The organism is Nonomuraea sp. NPDC049378 (assembly GCF_055586745.1).
This window is the reverse complement of record NZ_JBVJHP010000021.1, coordinates 179,669-198,380: the sequence shown is the minus strand read 5'-3', so window position 1 is coordinate 198,380 and position 18,712 is coordinate 179,669. Positions and strand designations below refer to the sequence as shown.

General features: G+C 70.1%; 15 protein-coding genes. All 15 read left to right on the top strand.

From position 1 onward, the window contains the following. Window positions 1-165: 165 nt before the first annotated feature. The 15 genes from ACZ6SA_RS38230 (at window position 166) to obgE (ending at window position 18,563) form a co-directional block, all read left to right on the top strand. Entirely contained in the window at window positions 166-1,455 is a 1,290-nt protein-coding gene (locus tag ACZ6SA_RS38230; RefSeq protein ID WP_465833753.1) for a bifunctional folylpolyglutamate synthase/dihydrofolate synthase, read from the top strand. Next, window positions 1,455-1,796 carry a DUF4233 domain-containing protein gene (locus ACZ6SA_RS38225; RefSeq protein WP_443151446.1) on the top strand — a complete coding sequence of 114 codons (342 nt, stop codon included), beginning with the start codon at window positions 1,455-1,457 and terminating at the stop codon, window positions 1,794-1,796. The genes ACZ6SA_RS38230 and ACZ6SA_RS38225 overlap by 1 nt, the downstream gene beginning before the upstream one ends. A gap of 11 nt (window positions 1,797-1,807) precedes the next feature. Continuing rightward, window positions 1,808-3,382, top strand: a complete 1,575-nt coding sequence (locus tag ACZ6SA_RS38220; RefSeq protein ID WP_465833744.1) for a hypothetical protein — start codon at window positions 1,808-1,810, stop codon at window positions 3,380-3,382. Window positions 3,383-3,520: 138 nt separating this feature from the next. Beyond that, entirely contained in the window at window positions 3,521-3,931 is a 411-nt protein-coding gene (gene ndk, locus ACZ6SA_RS38215; protein ID WP_020546379.1) for a nucleoside-diphosphate kinase, read from the top strand. Between the two features lie 318 nt (window positions 3,932-4,249). Further along, window positions 4,250-5,281: a rod shape-determining protein gene (locus ACZ6SA_RS38210; RefSeq protein WP_347650236.1), complete on the top strand. Its 1,032-nt coding sequence runs from the start codon at window positions 4,250-4,252 to the stop codon at window positions 5,279-5,281. Then, window positions 5,281-6,159: a rod shape-determining protein MreC gene (mreC, locus tag ACZ6SA_RS38205; protein ID WP_347650237.1), complete on the top strand. Its 879-nt coding sequence runs from the start codon at window positions 5,281-5,283 to the stop codon at window positions 6,157-6,159. The genes ACZ6SA_RS38210 and mreC overlap by 1 nt, the downstream gene beginning before the upstream one ends. A 100-nt stretch (window positions 6,160-6,259) precedes the next feature. Next, window positions 6,260-6,724, top strand: coding sequence for a rod shape-determining protein MreD (gene mreD, locus ACZ6SA_RS38200; RefSeq protein ID WP_347650238.1), 465 nt, complete (start codon window positions 6,260-6,262; stop codon window positions 6,722-6,724). Beyond that, a complete protein-coding gene (gene mrdA / locus ACZ6SA_RS38195; protein ID WP_465833740.1) occupies window positions 6,721-8,766 on the top strand; it encodes a penicillin-binding protein 2 in 2,046 nt (681 codons plus the stop codon). The genes mreD and mrdA overlap by 4 nt, the downstream gene beginning before the upstream one ends. Continuing rightward, a complete protein-coding gene (gene rodA, locus ACZ6SA_RS38190; RefSeq protein ID WP_347650240.1) occupies window positions 8,763-9,929 on the top strand; it encodes a rod shape-determining protein RodA in 1,167 nt (388 codons plus the stop codon). Before mrdA ends, rodA begins: the two co-directional genes overlap by 4 nt. A gap of 67 nt (window positions 9,930-9,996) precedes the next feature. Then, entirely contained in the window at window positions 9,997-11,907 is a 1,911-nt protein-coding gene (locus tag ACZ6SA_RS38185) for a TIGR03960 family B12-binding radical SAM protein (protein WP_347650241.1), read from the top strand. Window positions 11,908-12,060: 153 nt separating this feature from the next. Further along, entirely contained in the window at window positions 12,061-12,813 is a 753-nt protein-coding gene (locus ACZ6SA_RS38180) for a TIGR03936 family radical SAM-associated protein (protein WP_347650242.1), read from the top strand. A gap of 318 nt (window positions 12,814-13,131) precedes the next feature. Continuing rightward, window positions 13,132-16,227 carry an Rne/Rng family ribonuclease gene (locus tag ACZ6SA_RS38175; protein ID WP_465833737.1) on the top strand — a complete coding sequence of 1,032 codons (3,096 nt, stop codon included), beginning with the start codon at window positions 13,132-13,134 and terminating at the stop codon, window positions 16,225-16,227. Window positions 16,228-16,449: 222 nt separating this feature from the next. Next, window positions 16,450-16,752: a 50S ribosomal protein L21 gene (gene rplU, locus ACZ6SA_RS38170; protein ID WP_132638318.1), complete on the top strand. Its 303-nt coding sequence runs from the start codon at window positions 16,450-16,452 to the stop codon at window positions 16,750-16,752. A gap of 15 nt (window positions 16,753-16,767) precedes the next feature. Further along, window positions 16,768-17,025 (top strand): 50S ribosomal protein L27, encoded by a 258-nt coding sequence (gene rpmA, locus ACZ6SA_RS38165; RefSeq protein WP_132516546.1) that lies wholly within the window; start codon window positions 16,768-16,770, stop codon window positions 17,023-17,025. A 185-nt stretch (window positions 17,026-17,210) separates the two neighbouring features. Continuing rightward, window positions 17,211-18,563: a GTPase ObgE gene (obgE, locus tag ACZ6SA_RS38160; RefSeq protein ID WP_465833735.1), complete on the top strand. Its 1,353-nt coding sequence runs from the start codon at window positions 17,211-17,213 to the stop codon at window positions 18,561-18,563. Window positions 18,564-18,712: the final 149 nt, after the last annotated feature.

Genomic DNA, 18,712 nt, shown 5'->3' with positions numbered 1-18,712 from the left:
AGTAGGTCACCGCCGGACAATCTTTGTGGAGGGGGTTCCGACGCTGAGCGCGTCGGGACCCCCTCTTTTTGTGTTGGGCCACCTCCGCGGCCAGGGCGCGTCGTGAGCGGTGAGGGCGGTCAGTAGGGTTGGGGTGTGGATTATCGTGCGGTAGAACGCGCGATCATGGAGCGTGGCGTCGAGTGGGATTTCGAGCCGACGCTCGACAGGATCGCGGCCCTTCTTGACGTGCTCGGCTCCCCGCAGCGGGCGTACCCCGTCATGCACATTGCCGGCACCAACGGCAAGACGAGCACGGCGCGGCTGGCAGAGGCGCTTCTCAGGGAGCGCAACCTCAGAGTGGGGCGGTTCACCAGCCCGCACCTGGTGTCGATGCGCGAGCGGATCACCGTTGACGGTGCGCCGCTGAGTGAGGAACGGTTCGCCGAGGTTTACGAGGAGATCATCCCGTATGTCGAACTGACCGACACACAGGGGCGGCGCATCCAGTTCTTCGAGTTGCTGACGGCGATGGCGTTCGCGGCGTTCGCCGACACCCCGGTCGATGTCGCGGTCGTCGAGGCCGGGATGGGCGGCTCCTGGGACGCCACCAACGTCGCGGACGGCACCGTGTCGGTGATCACGCCCATCTCGCTCGACCACACCGATCGGCTCGGGCCCGACATCCCCAGCATCGCCGGGGAGAAGGCGGGCATCATCAAGGCCGGCTCGACCGCCGTGCTCGCCCAGCAGGAGCTGCCGGCCGCCGAGGTGCTCATGAGACGCGCGGCCGACGTCGGCGCCGTCGTGGCGCGGGAGGGGCTCGAGTTCGGGGTGCTCAACCGCGAGGTGGCGCTCGGAGGGCAACTGCTCACGCTGCGCGGGCTCAAGGGCGTCTACGACGAGGTCTACCTACCGCTTCACGGCGCCCATCAGGCCGGCAACGCCGTCTGCGCGCTGGCCGCCGTCGAGGCGGTGACCGGCGGCGACGACCCGCTCGACGTCGACCTCGTGCGCCAGGCGTTCTCCGAGGTCGCCTCGCCGGGGCGGATGGAGGTCGTGCGGCGTACGCCGGCGGTCGTGGTCGACGCCGCTCACAACCCCGCCGGTATGCAGGCGACGTTGGAGGGGCTGCACGAGGCGTTCGACTTCGCGAAGGTCGTCGGCGTGGTCGCGGTCATGCGCGACAAGGACGTCGACGCCTTGCTGGAGTTGCTTGAGCCTGTGCTCGACGAGATCATCGTCACGCGCAACTCCTCTCCTCGGTCGATGACGCCACAGGAGCTGGGGGCCATGGCGGCGCCGGTCTTCGGGGAGGAGCGCGTGCACGTCGTCGACCGCCTCGATGACGCCATCGACCAGGGCATCGGCATCGCCGACGCCGAGGGAGAGTTCAGCGGCACGGGCGTGCTCATCACCGGGTCCGTGGTCACCGCGGGGGATGCGCGGCTGTTGCTGAAGGCGGATGGTTCGTGATGAACTTCGAGGTCACCCCAGGGATGCGGCGGCTCGGCGCCAGCGTGCTCGGCATGGAGGCGATCGTCGCCGGGCTGATCACACCCGTGGCGATCAGCGTCGTCGGGGTTGAGCCGTGGCTCGCGGTCACCGTCGGCATCGGCCTGGCCGTGTTGTGCGTGGTCGCTGCGGGCCTGCTCAAAAAGCCCTTCGGCTACGTTCTCGGGAGCGTCGTCCAGGTGCTGGCCATCTGCGCGGGCTTCCTCGTGCCGGCGATGTTCTTCCTCGGGGCGATCTTCGCCGCACTGTGGATCACAGCGATTATCGTCGCTCGCCGTGTCGAAGGCGCTACTACCCGCTAAAGTCGGCCTACATGGCCGTCCCCCCGATCCATTGGTCGCCGCACCCGGCTGGCCCCAGGCTTCCATGGCTGCTCGATGCCGTGCTCGGGCTCCTCGTCGTGGCCGCGCTGCCGCTGGCGATCGTTGCGATCCCCAACACGCTCTCCGTCGTCGCCAAGCTGCTGCCCGGCGACATCGACCAGATCGGGCTCATGCGCACTCACGGGCTCGCCCTGCCCGCGCTGATGCTCACCGTGCCGCTCGCCTCTGTGGCGTTGCGCCGAGTGAAGGCCGCGCACCTCTTGCTCGCCGGGTTGACGCTGGTGGCGCTCTCCGACGCCGCGGGCGGCTACGCCGGGTCTGAGCTGCTGGTCGGAGCGGTGCGCGTGGTGCGTGGCATCGGCGCGGGCCTGATCCTGCCCGCCACGCTCGCCGCCGTCTGGGATCGGGCTCGGGTGCTGCGCGCCCTGTGGGTGGGCACGTTCGGTCTGAGCCTGCTCGCGGCCCAGGCGCTGGCGCTCTGGCCGCTCGACGCGGTGAGCAGCTGGAAGGTGACGTTGCAGCCCTACCCGTTGGTGACGGGTGTGGCGCTCGCCCTGGCCGCCGTCCACCTCGTCGGATGGATGGTGCTCGGCCGGCCGTCCACGCAGGCGGCCGACGACGAGGACCGCGGCAGGCTGCTGCTGGCCGTCGCGCCGGCGGCGGGCATCGCCATCATGGCGATCAGCACCGCGAACGAAGGCTGGCGGGCGGTCCCGGTCATCGCGCTGGCCGGCCTGGCCGTCGTCGGGTTGCTGGTGCTGGCCTCATTCGGGCCGCCGCCGAACCGTACGCTGTCGTACTCGATGGTGGCGGTGGGCGTGGTGCTCCTGCCGAGCGCGGCGCAGGTCACGCTCATGGAGATGGGCGGGCTCGGCGGGCCGGGGCTGCGCGGGTTGTGGGTTCCGTTCGGGTTGGCCGGGCTGCTCGCCGGCGCGGCGGCTGTGGCCGTGCGGCTGTTCGCCGGGATCGCCGCGCGGTGGCTGGTGCCTCTGGGGCTGCTGGCCATGGTCGCGGGCTTGTGCTCGGTCCGGCTGGTCGTGCCCGCCGCTGACGGGCTGGTGTTGGTGGTGCCGTTCACCCTGCTCGCCGCAGGGGCGGCGGTGGCGCTGACGGCGGCGTCGCAGGAGGTGGGATTCGGGGCGGCGGTCTACGGGCTGTCGTTGTGCTGCGCCGGGGTGCTGGCGGGTTTCCTGCTGGGCACCGGGGTGCAGATGACGATGCTCGACGGGGTGCGCTCCGCCCAGGAACTGGTCGACCGCTTCGTCGGGGCCCTCCATTGGTGGGCGTTGATCGGCGGCTTCCTGCTGGTCGTGGTGATCGCGCTCACCTCGGTGATGGCCCGGCGGCAGGTGAGGGAGGAGGCGCCGTCCCCGCACGAGAGGACGGACGCCCGCGCGGCGGAGCGACCCTGCGCCGGAGGGCCCGCCGATGAGGGTGCTCGAGCCGGCACGCCCCCCGAGTCGGCCTTCGACACGGGCCGGCCGCGGTGGGGTGACGAGCGGCGGCCCGAGCCGCCGGCGGTGCCGCCACAGGCGCATTCGCCCGAGGACACCGCCTCCGCGTAGCGAAACGAGGGTGCGGCACGGGACGGTAAGCTGAGGGCCCTGTCATGGCGACGCGTGGGCCCGTGCCCCGCGGAGCGTTCACCGGGCCAGGTCCGGTGCCTGTCGCCGCGTCCCACTCTGTTCGAAGGAGAACATCAAGTGTCCGAGCGCACTCTTGTCCTGATCAAGCCCGACGGGGTCAAGCGCGGCCTCATCGGTGACGTGATCGCCCGCGTGGAGCGCAAGGGCCTCAAGGTCGTGGCGATGGACCTGCGCACCCTCGACGCCGACACCGCGAAGGCTCACTACGCCGAGCACTCCGAGCGGCCGTTCTTCGGCGAGCTCGTCGAGTTCATCACCTCCGGGCCGCTCGTCGCCATGGTGCTCGAGGGTCCGCGCGCGGTCGAGGCCTTCCGCGCGCTGGCCGGCGCCACTGACCCGGTCAAGTCGGCCCCCGGCACGATCCGGGGCGACCACGCCCTCGAGATCGGGGAGAACGTCGTCCACGGCTCGGACTCGCCCGAGTCGGCCGCCAGGGAGATCAAGATCTTCTTCCCCGACCGTTTCTAGCCGTCTCCCCCTTTTCTGCCGTGCCCGCGTAGCTTTTCGCTGCGCGGGCACGTGGTCTTTTCGACGGTTTCTTTACGGGGGCGCGAGCAGAGTTTTGTCGGAGCGTTCCCATAGTCTTGCCCGCGGTTGGGTGTTGAGACGTCCCTGCGGCCGGTCGGATGTTGTGGTGCAATCCGGGCAAAATTGCGGTTGAGGTAGGGGCTGGAGATTTTTGAGGGGCGCGGGGGCTCATTGCGCCCATCGGTGGGTACGTCACGTTACGATTCGAATTCGATCCGTAGTCATTCGCATTGGACGTTACGGAGGGCTCCGTTCCCCATGGGCAGCAAGCTCGCGTTTCTCGGCCGCGACATGGCGGTCGACCTGGGCACCGCAAACACGTTGGTGTACGTGCGGGGCCGGGGCATCGTGCTAAACGAGCCGTCAGTCGTAGCGATCAACACCGCCACCGGCAAGATCGTGGCGGTCGGCATCGAGGCCAAGCGGATGATCGGCCGTACGCCTGGCAACATCGTCGCCGTTCGTCCGCTCAAGGATGGTGTGATCGCCGACTTCGACGTCACTGAGCGGATGTTGCGATATTTCATCCAAAGAGTGCATCGACGCCGCCACCTCGCCAAGCCGCGCATCATCATCGCCGTGCCCAGCGGCATCACCAGCGTCGAGCAACGTGCGGTGAAGGAGGCGGGATACCAGGCGGGCGCCAGGAAGGTCTACATCATCGAGGAGCCCATGGCGGCCGCCATCGGTGCCGGGCTGCCGGTGCACGAACCCACCGGAAACATGGTGGTCGACGTCGGCGGGGGCACGACCGAGGTGGCGATCATTTCGATGGGCGGCGTGGTCACCAGCCAGTCGATCCGGATCGGCGGCGACGAGCTCGACCAGGCCGTGATCTCGTTCGCCAAGAAGGAATACTCACTGATGCTCGGCGAGCGCACGGCCGAGGAGATCAAGATGGCGATCGGCTCGGCCTGCCCCAACGGCGAGGAGTCGCACGCGGAGATCCGCGGCCGCGATCTGGTCAGCGGGCTGCCCAAGACCATCATCGTGTCGAGCGAGGAGATCAGGAAGGCCACCGAGGAGCCGGTCAACGCGATCGTCGACGCGGTCAAGACCACGCTCGACAAGTGCCCGCCCGAGCTGTCCGGCGACATCATGGACCGCGGCATCGCGCTCACCGGCGGTGGCGCCCTGCTCAAAGGGCTGGACGAGCGGGTCAAGGTCGAGACGGGCATGCCCGTCCACCTCGTCGACAACGCGCTCGACTCGGTCGCCATCGGCTCAGGCAAGTGTGCGGAGGAGTTCGAGGCGCTCCAGCAGGTCCTGGTTCCGGAGTCGCGACACTGATGAGAGACTCCAACCGTGCCCGGCTGATCCTGGGAGCACTGCTGGCGGCGGCGCTGGTCATCCTGACCATCGACCATCGCACGGGCGACAACTCGCCGCTGCAGCCGCTGCGAGCGGCCGGCGCCTATGTGTTCGGCACGGTGGAGCAACTCGGCGGCGGCGTCGTACGCCCCATCGGCGGGTTCGTGCAGGCGCTGGTGGCCGCGCCAGGCGCTCAGGAGCGCATCGACGCCCTCAAGGCGGAGAACGCCAAGCTGCGGGCGGGGATGCTGGTCGGCAAACTCGACTCCGACCGGGCCAAGGAGCTCAAGGATCTGCTCGGCCTTGCCGGTGCTGGCGGATACAAGGTGGTGCCGGCCAACGTCGTCGCCCGGCGGGGAGCGCCCGGGTTCGAGGACGCCGTGCAGATCGACGCGGGCACCAGCGACGGCGTGCGTACGGAGATGACCGTGCTCAACGGTGAAGGGCTGGTCGGGAGGGTCATCCGCGCGTCGGCGCACAGCTCGACGGTGGTGCTGCTCAGCGATCCCGCCTCGGCCGTGGGGGCGCGGCTGGAAGGGGCCAAAGAGATCGGCGTCGTGCATGGGGTGGGCGAGCACGGGCGGCTCGTGCAGTTCCGGCTCCTCGACTCGACCGCACCGCTGACCAGGGGCGGGCGGATCGTGAGCTTCGGATCGCAGCACGGGAGGCCGTACGTGCCCGGCGTGCCCGTCGGGGTGATCGAGAGGGTGGAGTCGACGCCTGGAGAGCTGACGCGCATCGCCTACGCCAGGCCGTACGCGGATCTGACGGCTCTCGACGTGGTCGGTGTGGTGGTGGGGGCGCCCAAGCGTGACCCGCGCGACGCGGTGCTGCCCCCCAAGGAGAAGGCGCGGTGATCCGGGCGCCGGAAGGGATGACGGTTCTGAGGCAGGAAGGGGCGTCGTCGGGCAGGGCGTACGCCCGGTCCGGTGCGGTCGTCGACGGGGAGGGGTCGCGGTGATCGGGGGGTTGTCCGTGGTGATCGCGCTGCTGGCGCAGGTCATGCTGGTCAACCGGCTGCCGCTGCCCGGCGGGGGCGCGCCTGACCTGGTGCTGCTCGCCCTGATCGGGACGGCTCTGTCGCGTGGGGCCGCGTCGGGCGCGATGGTCGGGTTCTTCGCCGGGCTGCTGGTCGACGTCATGCCGCCGACCGCACACCTGCTCGGCCAGTACGCGTTCGTGCTCGCGCTCGTCGGCTACGTCGCAGGGCACGGCGCGGGCGGGCCGGTGACGACCGTCGTGCTGTGCGTGCTGATGGCGCCGCTGCTGGCGGCCGGCGTGGGCGGGCTGATCTCCGATTCCCGGGTGACGATGTCCACGCTGACCGAGCAGGTGCCCGTCACCGTCGTCTACACGTTGCTGGTCTCGCCGATCGTGATCTGGCTGACCACGCGTGCCGGGCGGGCGAGGTTCTCGACATGATGAGGATGCGGGCGCGGCTGCTGGTGCTGCACGTTCTCGTGTTGACGCTGCTCGTCGTGCTGGCCATGCGGTTGTGGCAGGTGCAGGTGGTGCGCGGGCAGGAGTTCGTGACGCGGGCGACGGAGACCCGGACACGCACCGTGATCGTGCCGGCCGTGCGCGGGCAGATCCTCGACTCGTCCGGCCGGCCGCTGGTGCGCAACAAGACCGCGCTGGTCGTGTCCGTGGACCGTACGCGGCTCTCGAGGATGCCCGACGGCGGCGTGAAGGTGCTGCGCAAGTTGTCCGCGGTGCTCGACAGGCCGGTGGCGCACCTGCAGCAGCGCATCACGCCGTGCGGGCCCGGGATCGCCAAGCCGTGCTGGACGGGCTCGCCGTACCAGCCGGTTCCGCTGGACGAGAAGGTCGACACCCGTGAGGCGCTGCAGATCCTCGAGCGGCAGGAGGAGTTTCCCGGGGTCACGGCGGAGATCCACTCAGTCAGGCAATACCCGGGAGGCAGGGCGGGCGCCCAGATGCTCGGCTACCTCCAGCCGGTCACCGAGGCGGAGCTGGAGAAGCGCGAAGGGCTCAAGGCCAGCTTCTCGGGGGTGGACCTCGTCGGGCGTGACGGGCTCGAATACGTCTACGACGAGGCGCTGCGCGGCAAGGCGGGGCTGCGCAGGGTGCAGGTCGACCGGATGGGCAAGGCGCTCGGCGTCGAGGAGCAGACCACTCCCATTCCGGGCGACCACCTGGTCACCAGCATCGACTCGCGCGTCCAGAACGTGGTGGAGAAGGCACTGGCGCGGGCCATGAAGTCGGCGCCGGCGGCCGACGGCGGGGCCGGGGTGGTGCTCGACGCCCGCACCGGGAGGGTCGTGGCGCTGGCCAGCGCCCCCGGCTACGATCCGGCGATCTGGGCGGGCGGGATCTCGGCGCGCGGGTACCAGTGGCTGATGTCGGAGAAGTCCGGCAAGCCGCTCGTGTCGCGGGCGATCAACGGCCAGTTCGCGCCGGGTTCGACGTTCAAGGTCTCGTCGGTGACCTCCATGCTGCGGGCCGGCTACCCGCTCAACGGCAAATACAGCTGCCCCGGCTCGGTCATGGTGGGCGGACGGGCGTTCAACAACTTCCGCGGCATCCCCCTGGGCACGCTCGACCTGCACATGGCGCTGGTCAAATCATGCGACACGATCTTCTACCAGGCCGCGTTCGAGCAGTACATGAAAGACGGCGGCCGCAACCCGAAGAAGACGCCGAAGGAGGTGTTCGCCAACGTGGCGAGGTCCTTCGGCTTCGGCGAGCCGACGGGCATCGACCTGCCGGGCGAGTCGTCGGGGCGCATCCCCGACCGGGCGTGGAAGAAGGACTTGTGGAACCGCACCAGCGCGGTCAACTGCGAGCGGTCGCGTAAGGGCTATCCGGAGGTCAAGGACCGTGCGCGGGCGGAGTTCCTGAAGCGTCTCGCGCTGGAGAACTGCACCGAGGGGTTCCTGCTGCGTCCGGGTGACGCGGCCAACTTCTCCATCGGCCAGGGCGACGTGCTGGTGACGCCGCTCCAGCTGGCCAGGGCGTACATGGCGCTGGTGACCGACGGAAAGGTGCGCAGCCCGCGCATCGGGTGGGCGCAGGTGAGGCCCGACGGCAAGGTGGTCAAGACCATCGACGTGCCGGTGGTGGGCAAGCTGCCGCTCAGCGAGAAGGAGCGGCGCTACATCAAGAACGCGCTCAGCCAGGTGCCCTCCGACGGCACCGCCGCGGGCGCCTTCGCCGGATTCCCGATGAACAAGGTACGCATCGGCGGCAAAACCGGAACCGCCGAGGTCTGGGGCAAGAAGGACACCGCGTGGTTCGCCTCGTTCGCACCCACCCAGAACCCTCAGTACATCGTGGTCGTCATGATCTCTCAGGGCGGGATGGGCGGCTCGGCGGCGGCGCCGGCCGCGCGCGAGATCTACGAGGGCATCTACGGCATCAAGCGGCCCCCGGCGGTGCCCGGCGGGCGGTTGACGACGCGGCTGCCGACGTTCGCGCCTGACGGAACGGTGGCAAGGGGATGACGGGCCGCACGGCCGCCGTCCGGCGTCCCTCGCTGCTGCGGCGGGTGGCAGGCGAGAACTCGGCCGTGCGGCGCTTCGACGGGCTCATGCTGGTCGCGGTGGCCGGGCTGTGCGTGATCGGCACACTGCTGGTGTGGTCGTCCACCCGCACCTGGGCGCCGGGGGCGACGGGATTGGTCAAGAAGCATCTGCTCAACCAGGCGCTGGGCGTGGTGTTGTGCGGCATCGTGGCCTCTGTCGACCACCGGGCGATGCGGGCGTATGCGCCGCTGGTGTTCCTGATGTCCCTGGTGGGACTGGGCCTGGTGATCACCCCGCTGGGCGCGACGATCAACGGCTCGCACTCGTGGATCCTGCTCGGCGGCGGGTTCGCGGTGCAACCGTCGGAGTTCGCCAAGGTGGGCCTGCTGCTGATCACGGCGATGCTGCTGGCGCAGCCGGCGGAGGGGTCCGACCGGCCGCGCGGGTTCGACGTCGTGCTGGCGCTGCTCGCCGCGGCGCTCACGATCGGGTTGGTGATGCTCCAGCCCGACCTCGGCACGGCGATGGTGCTGGCGGTGATCGCGGCGTCCGGGCTGATCATCGCGGGGGTGCGAAAACGGTGGATCGCGGCGCTGACGATGGTGGCGGGCGCCGGCGTGTTCGCGGTGTTCTACTTCCAGTTGCTGGAGCCGTACCAGGTGGCGCGGTTCACCGCGTTCGTCGATCCCAGCGTGGATCCGCGGGGCGTGGGCTACAACAGCACGCAGTCGCTGATCGCGATCGGCTCGGGACAACTGCTGGGCAAGGGCCTGCTGGGCGGCGGGCAGACGACCGGGCGGTTCGTGCCCGAGCAGCACACCGACTTCATCTTCACGGTGGCGGGGGAGGAGTTCGGCTTCCTCGGGTCCGTCACCGTGGTGCTGCTGCTCGGTGTGGTGCTGCTGCGCGGGCTGAAGATCGCCAGGCAGTGCGAGGACCGGTTCGGGACGCTGGTCGCGGGGACGATCGTGTGCTGGTTCGCGTTCCAGATGTTCATCAACGTGGGGATGACGATCGGGATCATGCCGATCACCGGGTTGCCGCTGCCGTTCGTGTCGTACGGCGGCACGGCCACGTTCGCCAATCTCATCGCGGTCGGGTTGTTGCAGGCCATCAGGGTGCGCGGTCATTCGTTCACCTGAAGGCCCCTGGAGGGCGGAGCACCGGCCCGGGACCTGTCACCGTCTGAACGCCGCTACCCTTGACGGTATGCCTGTCGAGTCGATTTTCCACCGCCTGGAAGCGTTGCTGCCGAAGGTGCAGAAGCCGATCCAGTATGTCGGGGGCGAGCTCAACTCGACCGTCAAGGACTGGGACTCCGCCGAGGTGCGGTGGGCGCTGATGTATCCCGACGCCTACGAGGTGGGCCTGCCCAACCAGGGCGTGGCGATCCTCTACGAGATCCTCAACGAACTGCCGGGCACGCTGGCCGAGCGCACCTACGCGGTCTGGCCCGACCTCGAGGCGCTCATGCGCGCCGAGGGCATCCCGCAGTTCACCGTCGACGCGCACCGGCCGGTGCGCGCCTTCGACGTGCTCGGGGTGTCGTTCTCGACCGAGCTCGGCTACACCAACATGCTGACCGCGCTCGACCTGGCCGGCATCCCGCTGACGGCGGCCGACAGGGGCGACGACGACCCGATCGTGCTCGCGGGGGGCCACGCGGCCTTCAACCCGGAGCCGATCGCCGACTTCCTCGACGCGGCCGTGCTCGGCGACGGGGAGCAGATCTCCATCGCCATCTCCGAGGTCGTCCGCGAGTGGAAGGCGGAGGGCCGCCCCGGCGGCCGTGACGAGTTGCTGATGCGGCTCGCCGAGTCGGGTGGCGTCTACGTGCCCAAGTTCTATGACGTCGACTACCACCCTGACGGCCGCATCAAGCGGGTCGCGCCCAACAAGGCCGACGTGCCGTGGCGGGTGCACAAGCACACCGTGATGGACCTCGACGAGTGGCCCTACCCGAAGAAGCCGCTGGTTCCGCTGGCGGAGACAGTGCACGAGCGGTTCAGCGTGGAGATCTTCCGCGGCTGCACGCGCGGTTGCCGGTTCTGCCAGGCGGGCATGATCACCCGGCCGGTGCGCGAGCGTTCGATCACCACGATCGGCGCCATGGTCGAGAACGGCGTCAAGGAGTCCGGCTTCAACGAGGTCGGCCTGCTGTCGTTGTCGTCGGCCGACCACTCCGAGATCGCCGACGTCGCCAAAGGCCTGGCCGACCGCTACGAAGGCACCAACACCTCGCTGTCGCTGCCCTCGACCAGGGTCGACGCGTTCAACATCGATCTGGCCAACGAGTTCTCCAGGAACGGCAGGCGCTCGGGCCTGACGTTCGCGCCCGAGGGCGGCTCCGAGCGCATGCGCAAGGTGATCAACAAGATGGTCACCGAGGAAGATCTGATCCGCACGGTCACCACGGCCTACTCACAGGGGTGGCGGCAGGTCAAGCTCTACTTCATGTGCGGGCTGCCCACCGAGCAGGACGAAGACGTGCTCGGCATCGCCGACCTGGCCAAGAAGGTCATCAAGGCGGGCCGCGACATCACCGGCAGCCGGGACATCCGCTGCACGGTCTCCATCGGCGGTTTCGTGCCCAAGCCGCACACGCCGTTCCAGTGGGCCGCCCAGGCCGACCACGAGACCGTCGATCGGCGGCTCAAGGCGCTGCGCGACTCGCTCAGGGGCGACAAGCAGTACGGCAAGGCCATCGGTTTCCGCTACCACGACGGCAAACCCTCGATCGTCGAGGGCCTGCTCTCGCGCGGCGACCGCCGCGTTGGCGCCGTGATCCGCGCGGTCTGGGAGAGCGGCGGCAGGTTCGACGGCTGGAGCGAGCACTTCTCCTACGAGCGCTGGATGGCGGCGGCCGAGCAGGCCGGCGTCGACGTCGCCTGGTACACCACGCGCGAGCGGGAAGAGAACGAAATCCTCCCGTGGGACCATCTCGACGCCGGGCTCGACCGCGAATGGCTCTGGCAGGACTGGCAGGAGGCCGTTACCGGCGGTGAGGTCGAAGACTGCCGCTGGACCCCGTGCTACGACTGCGGAGTCTGTCCCACCATGGGGACGGAAATTCAGATCGGCCCTACCGGGCGAAAACTCCTTCCTCTGACGGTGGTCTAGCGCGCTCAGTGGGCGAGCCGTGTCACGGCGTACACGTACACACGCCGGCGCGGCTTATCCTGAGTGGAAGGAACTCTTACAAGGGAAGGACGACAAGCTCTGAAACCTGTTCCCGAAGGGCCTCCGCCCGCGCCCACGGTGCAGCGCCTGCGTGTGCGTTACGCCAAGCGCGGCCGCCTGCGCTTCACCAGCCACCGCGACATCTCGCGGGCCGTCGAAAGAGCGGTCCGCCGTGCCGGCATTCCGGTGGCCTACAGCGCGGGCTTCTCGCCTCACCCGAAGATCTCCTACGCGGGCGCGGCGCCGACCGGCGTCGCCAGCGAAGCCGAATACCTCGAGATCGGTGTTACCACGCCGTGCGTTCCGGAGCAGGTCAAGTCCGGCCTCGACGGGTCGTTGCCGCCCGGGCTCGACGTGCTCGACGTTGTGGAGGCGGGGCCTGGTGGTCTGGCCGACCGCTTGGAGGTCTCCGACTGGGAGGTGCGGCTGCCCGGTGCCGACCGCGAGCTCGCCGAGGTGGCGGTGGAGAAGTTTCTCGCGGCAAGCACGGTGGACGTCGAGCGCCTCACCAAGAAGGGCCCCCGCCGCTTCGACGCGCGGGAGGCCGTCCTGAGGCTCGTGGTGTCCGAGGGAACAGACAGAACCGCAGCTCAGGTGCATGGACAACCGTGTGTCATACTGCGCATGGTTGTTCGGCACATGACGCCTGCCGTTCGACCCGACGATGTGCTCACAGGGCTGCGCCTTGTGGCCGACTTCGCGCCGCCGGTTCCCCCCGAGGTGACCAGGCTGGCGCAGGGGCCGCTCGACGCCAGCACCGGTGCGCTTGCCGACCCGCTCGACCTGGACCGCGACACGACGCGCGGCGGCGAGGCGGGACCGGCGGGTGAGCACGTCGCCGGTTAAGGAAGTGCCCTGCGCGAGCCGGGCACGACCGTTGACAGGACTTGGCGCCGGCGCCTCCTCATCGGGGGAGCCGGCGGACAACGAGACACGAGGGCTCCTGCGCGGCGCGGCGACGCGCCCGGGAGCTGACGGGAGAGCGCCCGCATGCTCGACAACGAGCCCAACGCCGGGGCCAATGGCCCTGACGGGGAGACAATTGAACAGCCCGAGGTGACCAGGCGTCGCCGTTCCGCCAGCCGGCCCGCGGGTCCGCCGCCGGAGCCCGACGAGCCTGCCTCAGTCCCGGTCACCGTCGCAGCCGCGCAGGCGGCGCCGTCGGTGGCTGAGGTGCAGCCGGTGCAGATCAACGCCGTGCAGCGTGCCGCCGGTGAGCCCGCACCCGAGATCGTCGCGGAGACCGCCGCCACGAGGGCCGCGCCCGCGAGCGCCGATCGTCCCGGCACGGCCGGCGGCGCTGACACGGCCGGAGCTCCGAGCAACGGCGACACGGCCGACGGGGTTCGAAGCGCCGGCGACACTGGCGAGGCCGCAGGCGCCGGCGGCACGGTCGCTGAGGCCACGGCCGGTGGCACGGTTGCCGGAGCTCCCGACGCGAACGGTGGAGGGATGAGCGCCGCAGGTGCCGCTGACGCCGGCACGGTCGAGGGTGCGCCGGCGGCCGAGAAGCCCAAGAGGGCCACGCGGACGCGGTCCACGGCCACGACGACGCGCCGGCGTACCACGAAGAAGGCCGCGGAGGCGGAGGCCGAAGAGGCGGGAGCGCTCCCCGAGAGCGCGGCGCCCGCCGAGGAGGCCCCGGCGAAGCGGCGCAGGACCCGCAAGAAGGCTGAGCCCGAGTCCGGCGCGGTCGCCGAAGAGCCGGACGGCGTGACGCCCGCCGGTGGCGCGGTCGCTGTGGGCGCGCCCACAGGCGGTGCCGAGGCCGCCGCCCCGTTCGGCACGGACGAGGGCGCCGGCGGCCGTGACACCGAGGACCTGGCCGCTGACGTCGCCGCCGTGGCGGCCGGCGAGGCCGAGGTCTCGCAGGCCGGCGCGCGGACGGCGGTCCCGGCGGACGCACGGGCCGGTGCGGGGACGGTGTCCGAGGCCGAGGGCCCGTCGGCCACGGCATTCGAGGCCGGGCGTTCCGGGGGGGACGTCGAGGTGGCGCCCTCCGGCGCGGACGTGGCGCCTTTCGCGGCCGGCGGCGCGCAGGACGGCACAGGGGACGACGAGGACATCATCGAGATCCTGCCCGAGGACGAACCGCTCGACGACGAGCCCGCGGGGGAGGACCTCGACGAGGACGTCGACCGTCCGAGCCTGCTCGCCGACCCGTTCGGGCTGACCGCGCGCAGGCAGGACGAGCCGGGCGCCGCCTTCCAGCGGCCCGCGGCCATCTTCGCGCCGTTGTTCCAGGCGCCCGATCCCAGCAAGGCCAAGCCGGCCGTCACCAGGCGAGCCGAGCCTCCGCAGCCGGTCGCCGAGCCTGAGGAGGCGGAGGAGCCGGTCGACGAGACCGCGAACGAGGACGAGCCCGACACCGACACCTCCGACGAGCAGGAAGAGGAGGGCGGCGGCCGTCGCCGTCGTCGCCGTCGCGGCGGCAGGGGCCGTGGCAAGTCACGCGAGCGCGACGAGTCCGAGGACTCCGACGAGCAGGAAGAGGACTCCGACGAGGGGCAGAGCGAGGAGTCTCAGGAAGAGGAGACCTCCAGCTCGCGCCGCCGCCGCCGGCGCCGGCGCCGTGGCACGGACGAGGGCGTGGAGCCGGCCGGCGACGACCCACCGAACACGGTGGTGCGCATCCGCGCGCCGCGCTCGGGACGTTCGGCCGGGCTCGACACCGCCACTGACGGCGTGCAGAGCGTGCGCGGCTCGACCAGGCTCGAGGCGAAGAAGCAGCGCCGCCGCGAGGGGCGCGAGCTCGGGCGCAGGCGCCCGCCGATCATCACGGAGTCGGAGTTCCTGGCCCGCCGCGAGTCCGTCGACCGCATGATGGTGGTGCGCAGGCAGGGCGACCGCACCCAGATCGCGGTGCTGGAGGACGGCGTGCTCGTCGAGCACTACGTCAACCGCGAGGCCAGCCAGTCCTACGTCGGCAACGTCTACCTCGGCAAGGTCCAGAACGTGCTGCCCTCGATGGAGGCGGCGTTCGTGGACATCGGCAAAGGCAGGAACGCCGTCCTGTACGCCGGTGAGGTGAACTTCGACACGGCCGGTCTCGAAGGCCAGCCGAAGCGCATCGAGTCGGCGCTGAAGTCGGGCCAGTCGGTGCTCGTCCAGGTCACGAAGGACCCGATCGGGCACAAGGGCGCGCGGCTCACGTCGCAGATCAGCCTGCCAGGCCGCTATCTGGTCTACGTCCCCGACGGGTCGATGACCGGCATCAGCCGCAAGCTGCCCGACAAGGAGCGCGCACGGCTCAAGAGCATCCTGAAGAAGGTCATGCCGGAGAACGCCGGCGTGATCGTGCGCACCGCCGCCGAGGGCGCCTCGGAGGAGGAGCTGGCCCGCGACGTGGCCCGCCTGTCCGCGCAGTGGGAGAACATCCAGAAGAAGGCGAAGTCGGCCAGCCCGCCCGAGCTGCTGTCCGCCGAGCCCGACCTGACGATCAGGGTCGTGCGTGACGTGTTCAACGAGGACTTCACCTCGCTGGTCGTGCAGGGCGACGACGCCTGGGACACCGTCGACGAGTACGTGAAGTACGTCGCGCCGCATCTGGGCGAGCGCCTGTCGAAGTGGGACGCCGGTCAGGGTGACGTGTTCGAGTCGTACCGGATCGACGAGCAGCTCGCCAAGGCGCTGGAGCGCAAGGTGTGGCTGCCGAGCGGCGGCTCCCTGGTGATCGACCGCACCGAGGCGATGACGGTCGTCGACGTCAACACCGGCAAGTTCACCGGCCAGGGCGGCAACCTCGAGGAGACCGTCACGCGCAACAACCTGGAGGCGGCCGAGGAGATCGTCCGCCAGCTCAGGCTCCGCGACATCGGCGGCATCATCGTCATCGACTTCATCGACATGGTGCTCGAGTCCAACCGCGACCTGGTGCTGCGGCGCATGCTGGAGTGTCTGGCCCGCGACAGGACCAAGCACCAGGTGGCCGAGGTGACCTCGCTGGGGTTGGTCCAGATGACCCGTAAGCGGGTCGGTCAGGGCCTGCTGGAGGCGTTCTCGACGGTCTGCGACTGTTGCAACGGGCGCGGCCTGATCATCTCCACGGAGCCGGTCGAGGCCAAGCCGGAACCGCGCGGCACGCAGGGCAAGATGGCCGTGGAGAAGGCGGTCGCCGACAAGGTTTCCGCGGCGAAGGTCTCCGGCAACCGTGATACTGTGACCGGTGCGCTTGAAGAAGTCCCCGCTGAGGACGACCAAGCCAGCCAGACTTCCGGCAGGGGGCGGAGACGCTCCCGCCGAGCCAAGTCAGCCGAGTAGCTTCGGCAGACTTCCGACGTTCCGTCCGGTTCGCCTAGGGCGCCGTTAATCCGGTACCCTGGTGAATCGGTGCGTCAGGTGACGTGCCCTGTTGGCGCGCTTACTCGGTTCGTCGGTTTTGACAGGCCGAATGACAGGCGCAGCATTCGGAGTCAGCGGCCATTCCCGCGCGGGGTGGCCGGGGTTCGCAGTGCAACAGTGAGTCAGTAGAAGGGTTCCGCGGTGTACGCGATCGTTCGTTGCGGCGGCAGGCAGCAGAAGGTCTCCGTCGGTGACGTCCTCGAGGTGGACAAGGTCGCCGGCGAGGTCGGCTCTTCGGTTTCGCTGCCGACGGTGCTCGTCGTCAACGACGGCGATGTGACCACGGAGGCGGGCAAGTTCACGGTCAACGCCGAGATCCTCGGCGAGACCAAGGGCCCCAAGATCCGCATTCTCAAGTACAAGAACAAGACCGGTTACAAGAAGCGCCAGGGTCACCGCCAGCGGTACACCCAGGTGAAGATCACCGGCATCGACCAGGCCTGATCGGGAGTTTGAGAGATGGCACACAAGAAGGGCGCGTCGTCCACCCGGAACGGCCGTGACTCCAACGCTCAGCGCCTGGGCGTCAAGCGCTTCGGCGGCCAGCTGGTCAACGCGGGCGAGATCATCGTCCGCCAGCGTGGCACCCACTTCCACCCCGGCGACAACGTGGGGCGTGGCGGCGACGACACGCTGTTCGCGCTGGCCGCCGGTCACGTGCAGTTCGGTGTCAAGCGCGGGCGCCGGGCCGTCAGCATCGTTCCCGTCACGGAGTAGTTTCCTCCCGGGTTTTCGCAGCCAAGGGGTGGATCGATCGAGTGTCGATCCACCCCTTGGCGTTGTGCGGGGATGTTCTGCGGCCCCGCGCTTGTTTGAACAGGCGACCGCCCGGCGTGAGGACTGCCGCCGGGCTCGTTGACGCAGTGGAGATGCCCCTGCCGGGGTGATGGAGAGGGTGCTTGATGCCGGACTTCGTGGACCAGGTGGTCCTGCACATCAAGGCCGGTGACGGGGGGAACGGGTGCGCCTCCATCCACCGGGAGAAGTTCAAGCCGCTCGGCGGCCCCGACGGGGGCAACGGCGGGCGGGGTGGCGACGTCGTCCTCGAGGTCGATCCCAACACCGCGACCCTGCTCGACTACCACTACCGCCCGCACCGCAAGGCCGGCAACGGCAAGCAGGGGCAGGGGTCCAACCGTGACGGCGCCAACGGCGACGAGGTGGTCCTGCCCGTGCCCAACGGCACGGTGGTGAGGGACAGCGCCACGGGCGAGGTGCTGGTCGACCTCGTGGGGGTCGGCACGCGCTACGTGATCGCCCAGGGCGGGCACGGCGGGCTGGGCAACGCGGCGCTGGCCACCACCCGGCGCAAGGCGCCCGGGTTCGCGCTGCTCGGCGAGCCGGGCGACGAGCTCGACGTCATGCTGGAGCTCAAGAGCGTCGCCGACGTGGCGCTGGTCGGGTTCCCCAGCGCCGGGAAGTCGTCGCTGATCGCCGCGCTGAGCGCGGCCAAGCCCAAGATCGCCGACTACCCGTTCACCACGCTCGTCCCCAACCTGGGCGTGGTGACGGCCGGCGACACCGTGTTCACCGTCGCCGACGTGCCGGGGCTGATTCCCGGGGCGTCGCAGGGCAAGGGCCTCGGGCACGAGTTCCTGCGCCACGTCGAGCGGTGCGACATGCTCGTGCACGTCATCGACTGCGCCACCATGGAGCCGGGGCGCGATCCGATCACCGACTACGAAGTGATCGAAGCGGAGTTGCGGGCGTACGGCAAGCTCGACGACCGGCCGCGGCTGGTCGTCCTCAACAAGGCCGACGTGCCCGACGCCAGGGAACTGGCCGAGATGGTCGCGCCGGAGTTCGAGGCGCGAGGGCTGCGGGTCTTCACGATCTCGGCCGCCACGCACGACGGGCTGCGCGAGCTCACGTACGCCATGGGCGAGTGGGTGGCCGCCGCCAGGGCCGCCAAGCCGGTCGAGGAGCCCACGCGGCTGGTGATCCGGCCCAGGCAACTCGGGGACGCCGGCTTCCGGGTGCGACGGGTCAACGACAACCTGTTCCAGGTCACCGGCGAGAAGCCGGAGCGGTGGATCAGGCAGACCGACTTCAGCAACGACGAGGCCGTGGGTTATCTCGCCGACCGGCTCGAACGGCTCGGGGTGGAGGAGGAACTGGCGAAGGCCGGCGCCCGTGCGGGGGTCGAGGTGGTCATCGGGCCCATGGAGGGCGGCTACGTCTTCGACTGGCAGCCCACGCTCCACGCCGAGTCGGTACGGCAGGGTCCGAGGGGCTCCGACGGCCGCCTCGGGTAGGCCCTCTTCTGGTGTGCCCGATCCGTCCCTGCCGGGCGGGTGCCCGCGCAGGGCGGTGGCGGCGGGCGGCTGGTGCCTTCGGGACGCTCGTGGGCGGGGAGCCTGGTCCGTGCCAGGTGTCGGTCCCGTGGTGGATCAGTGTGGCGGGT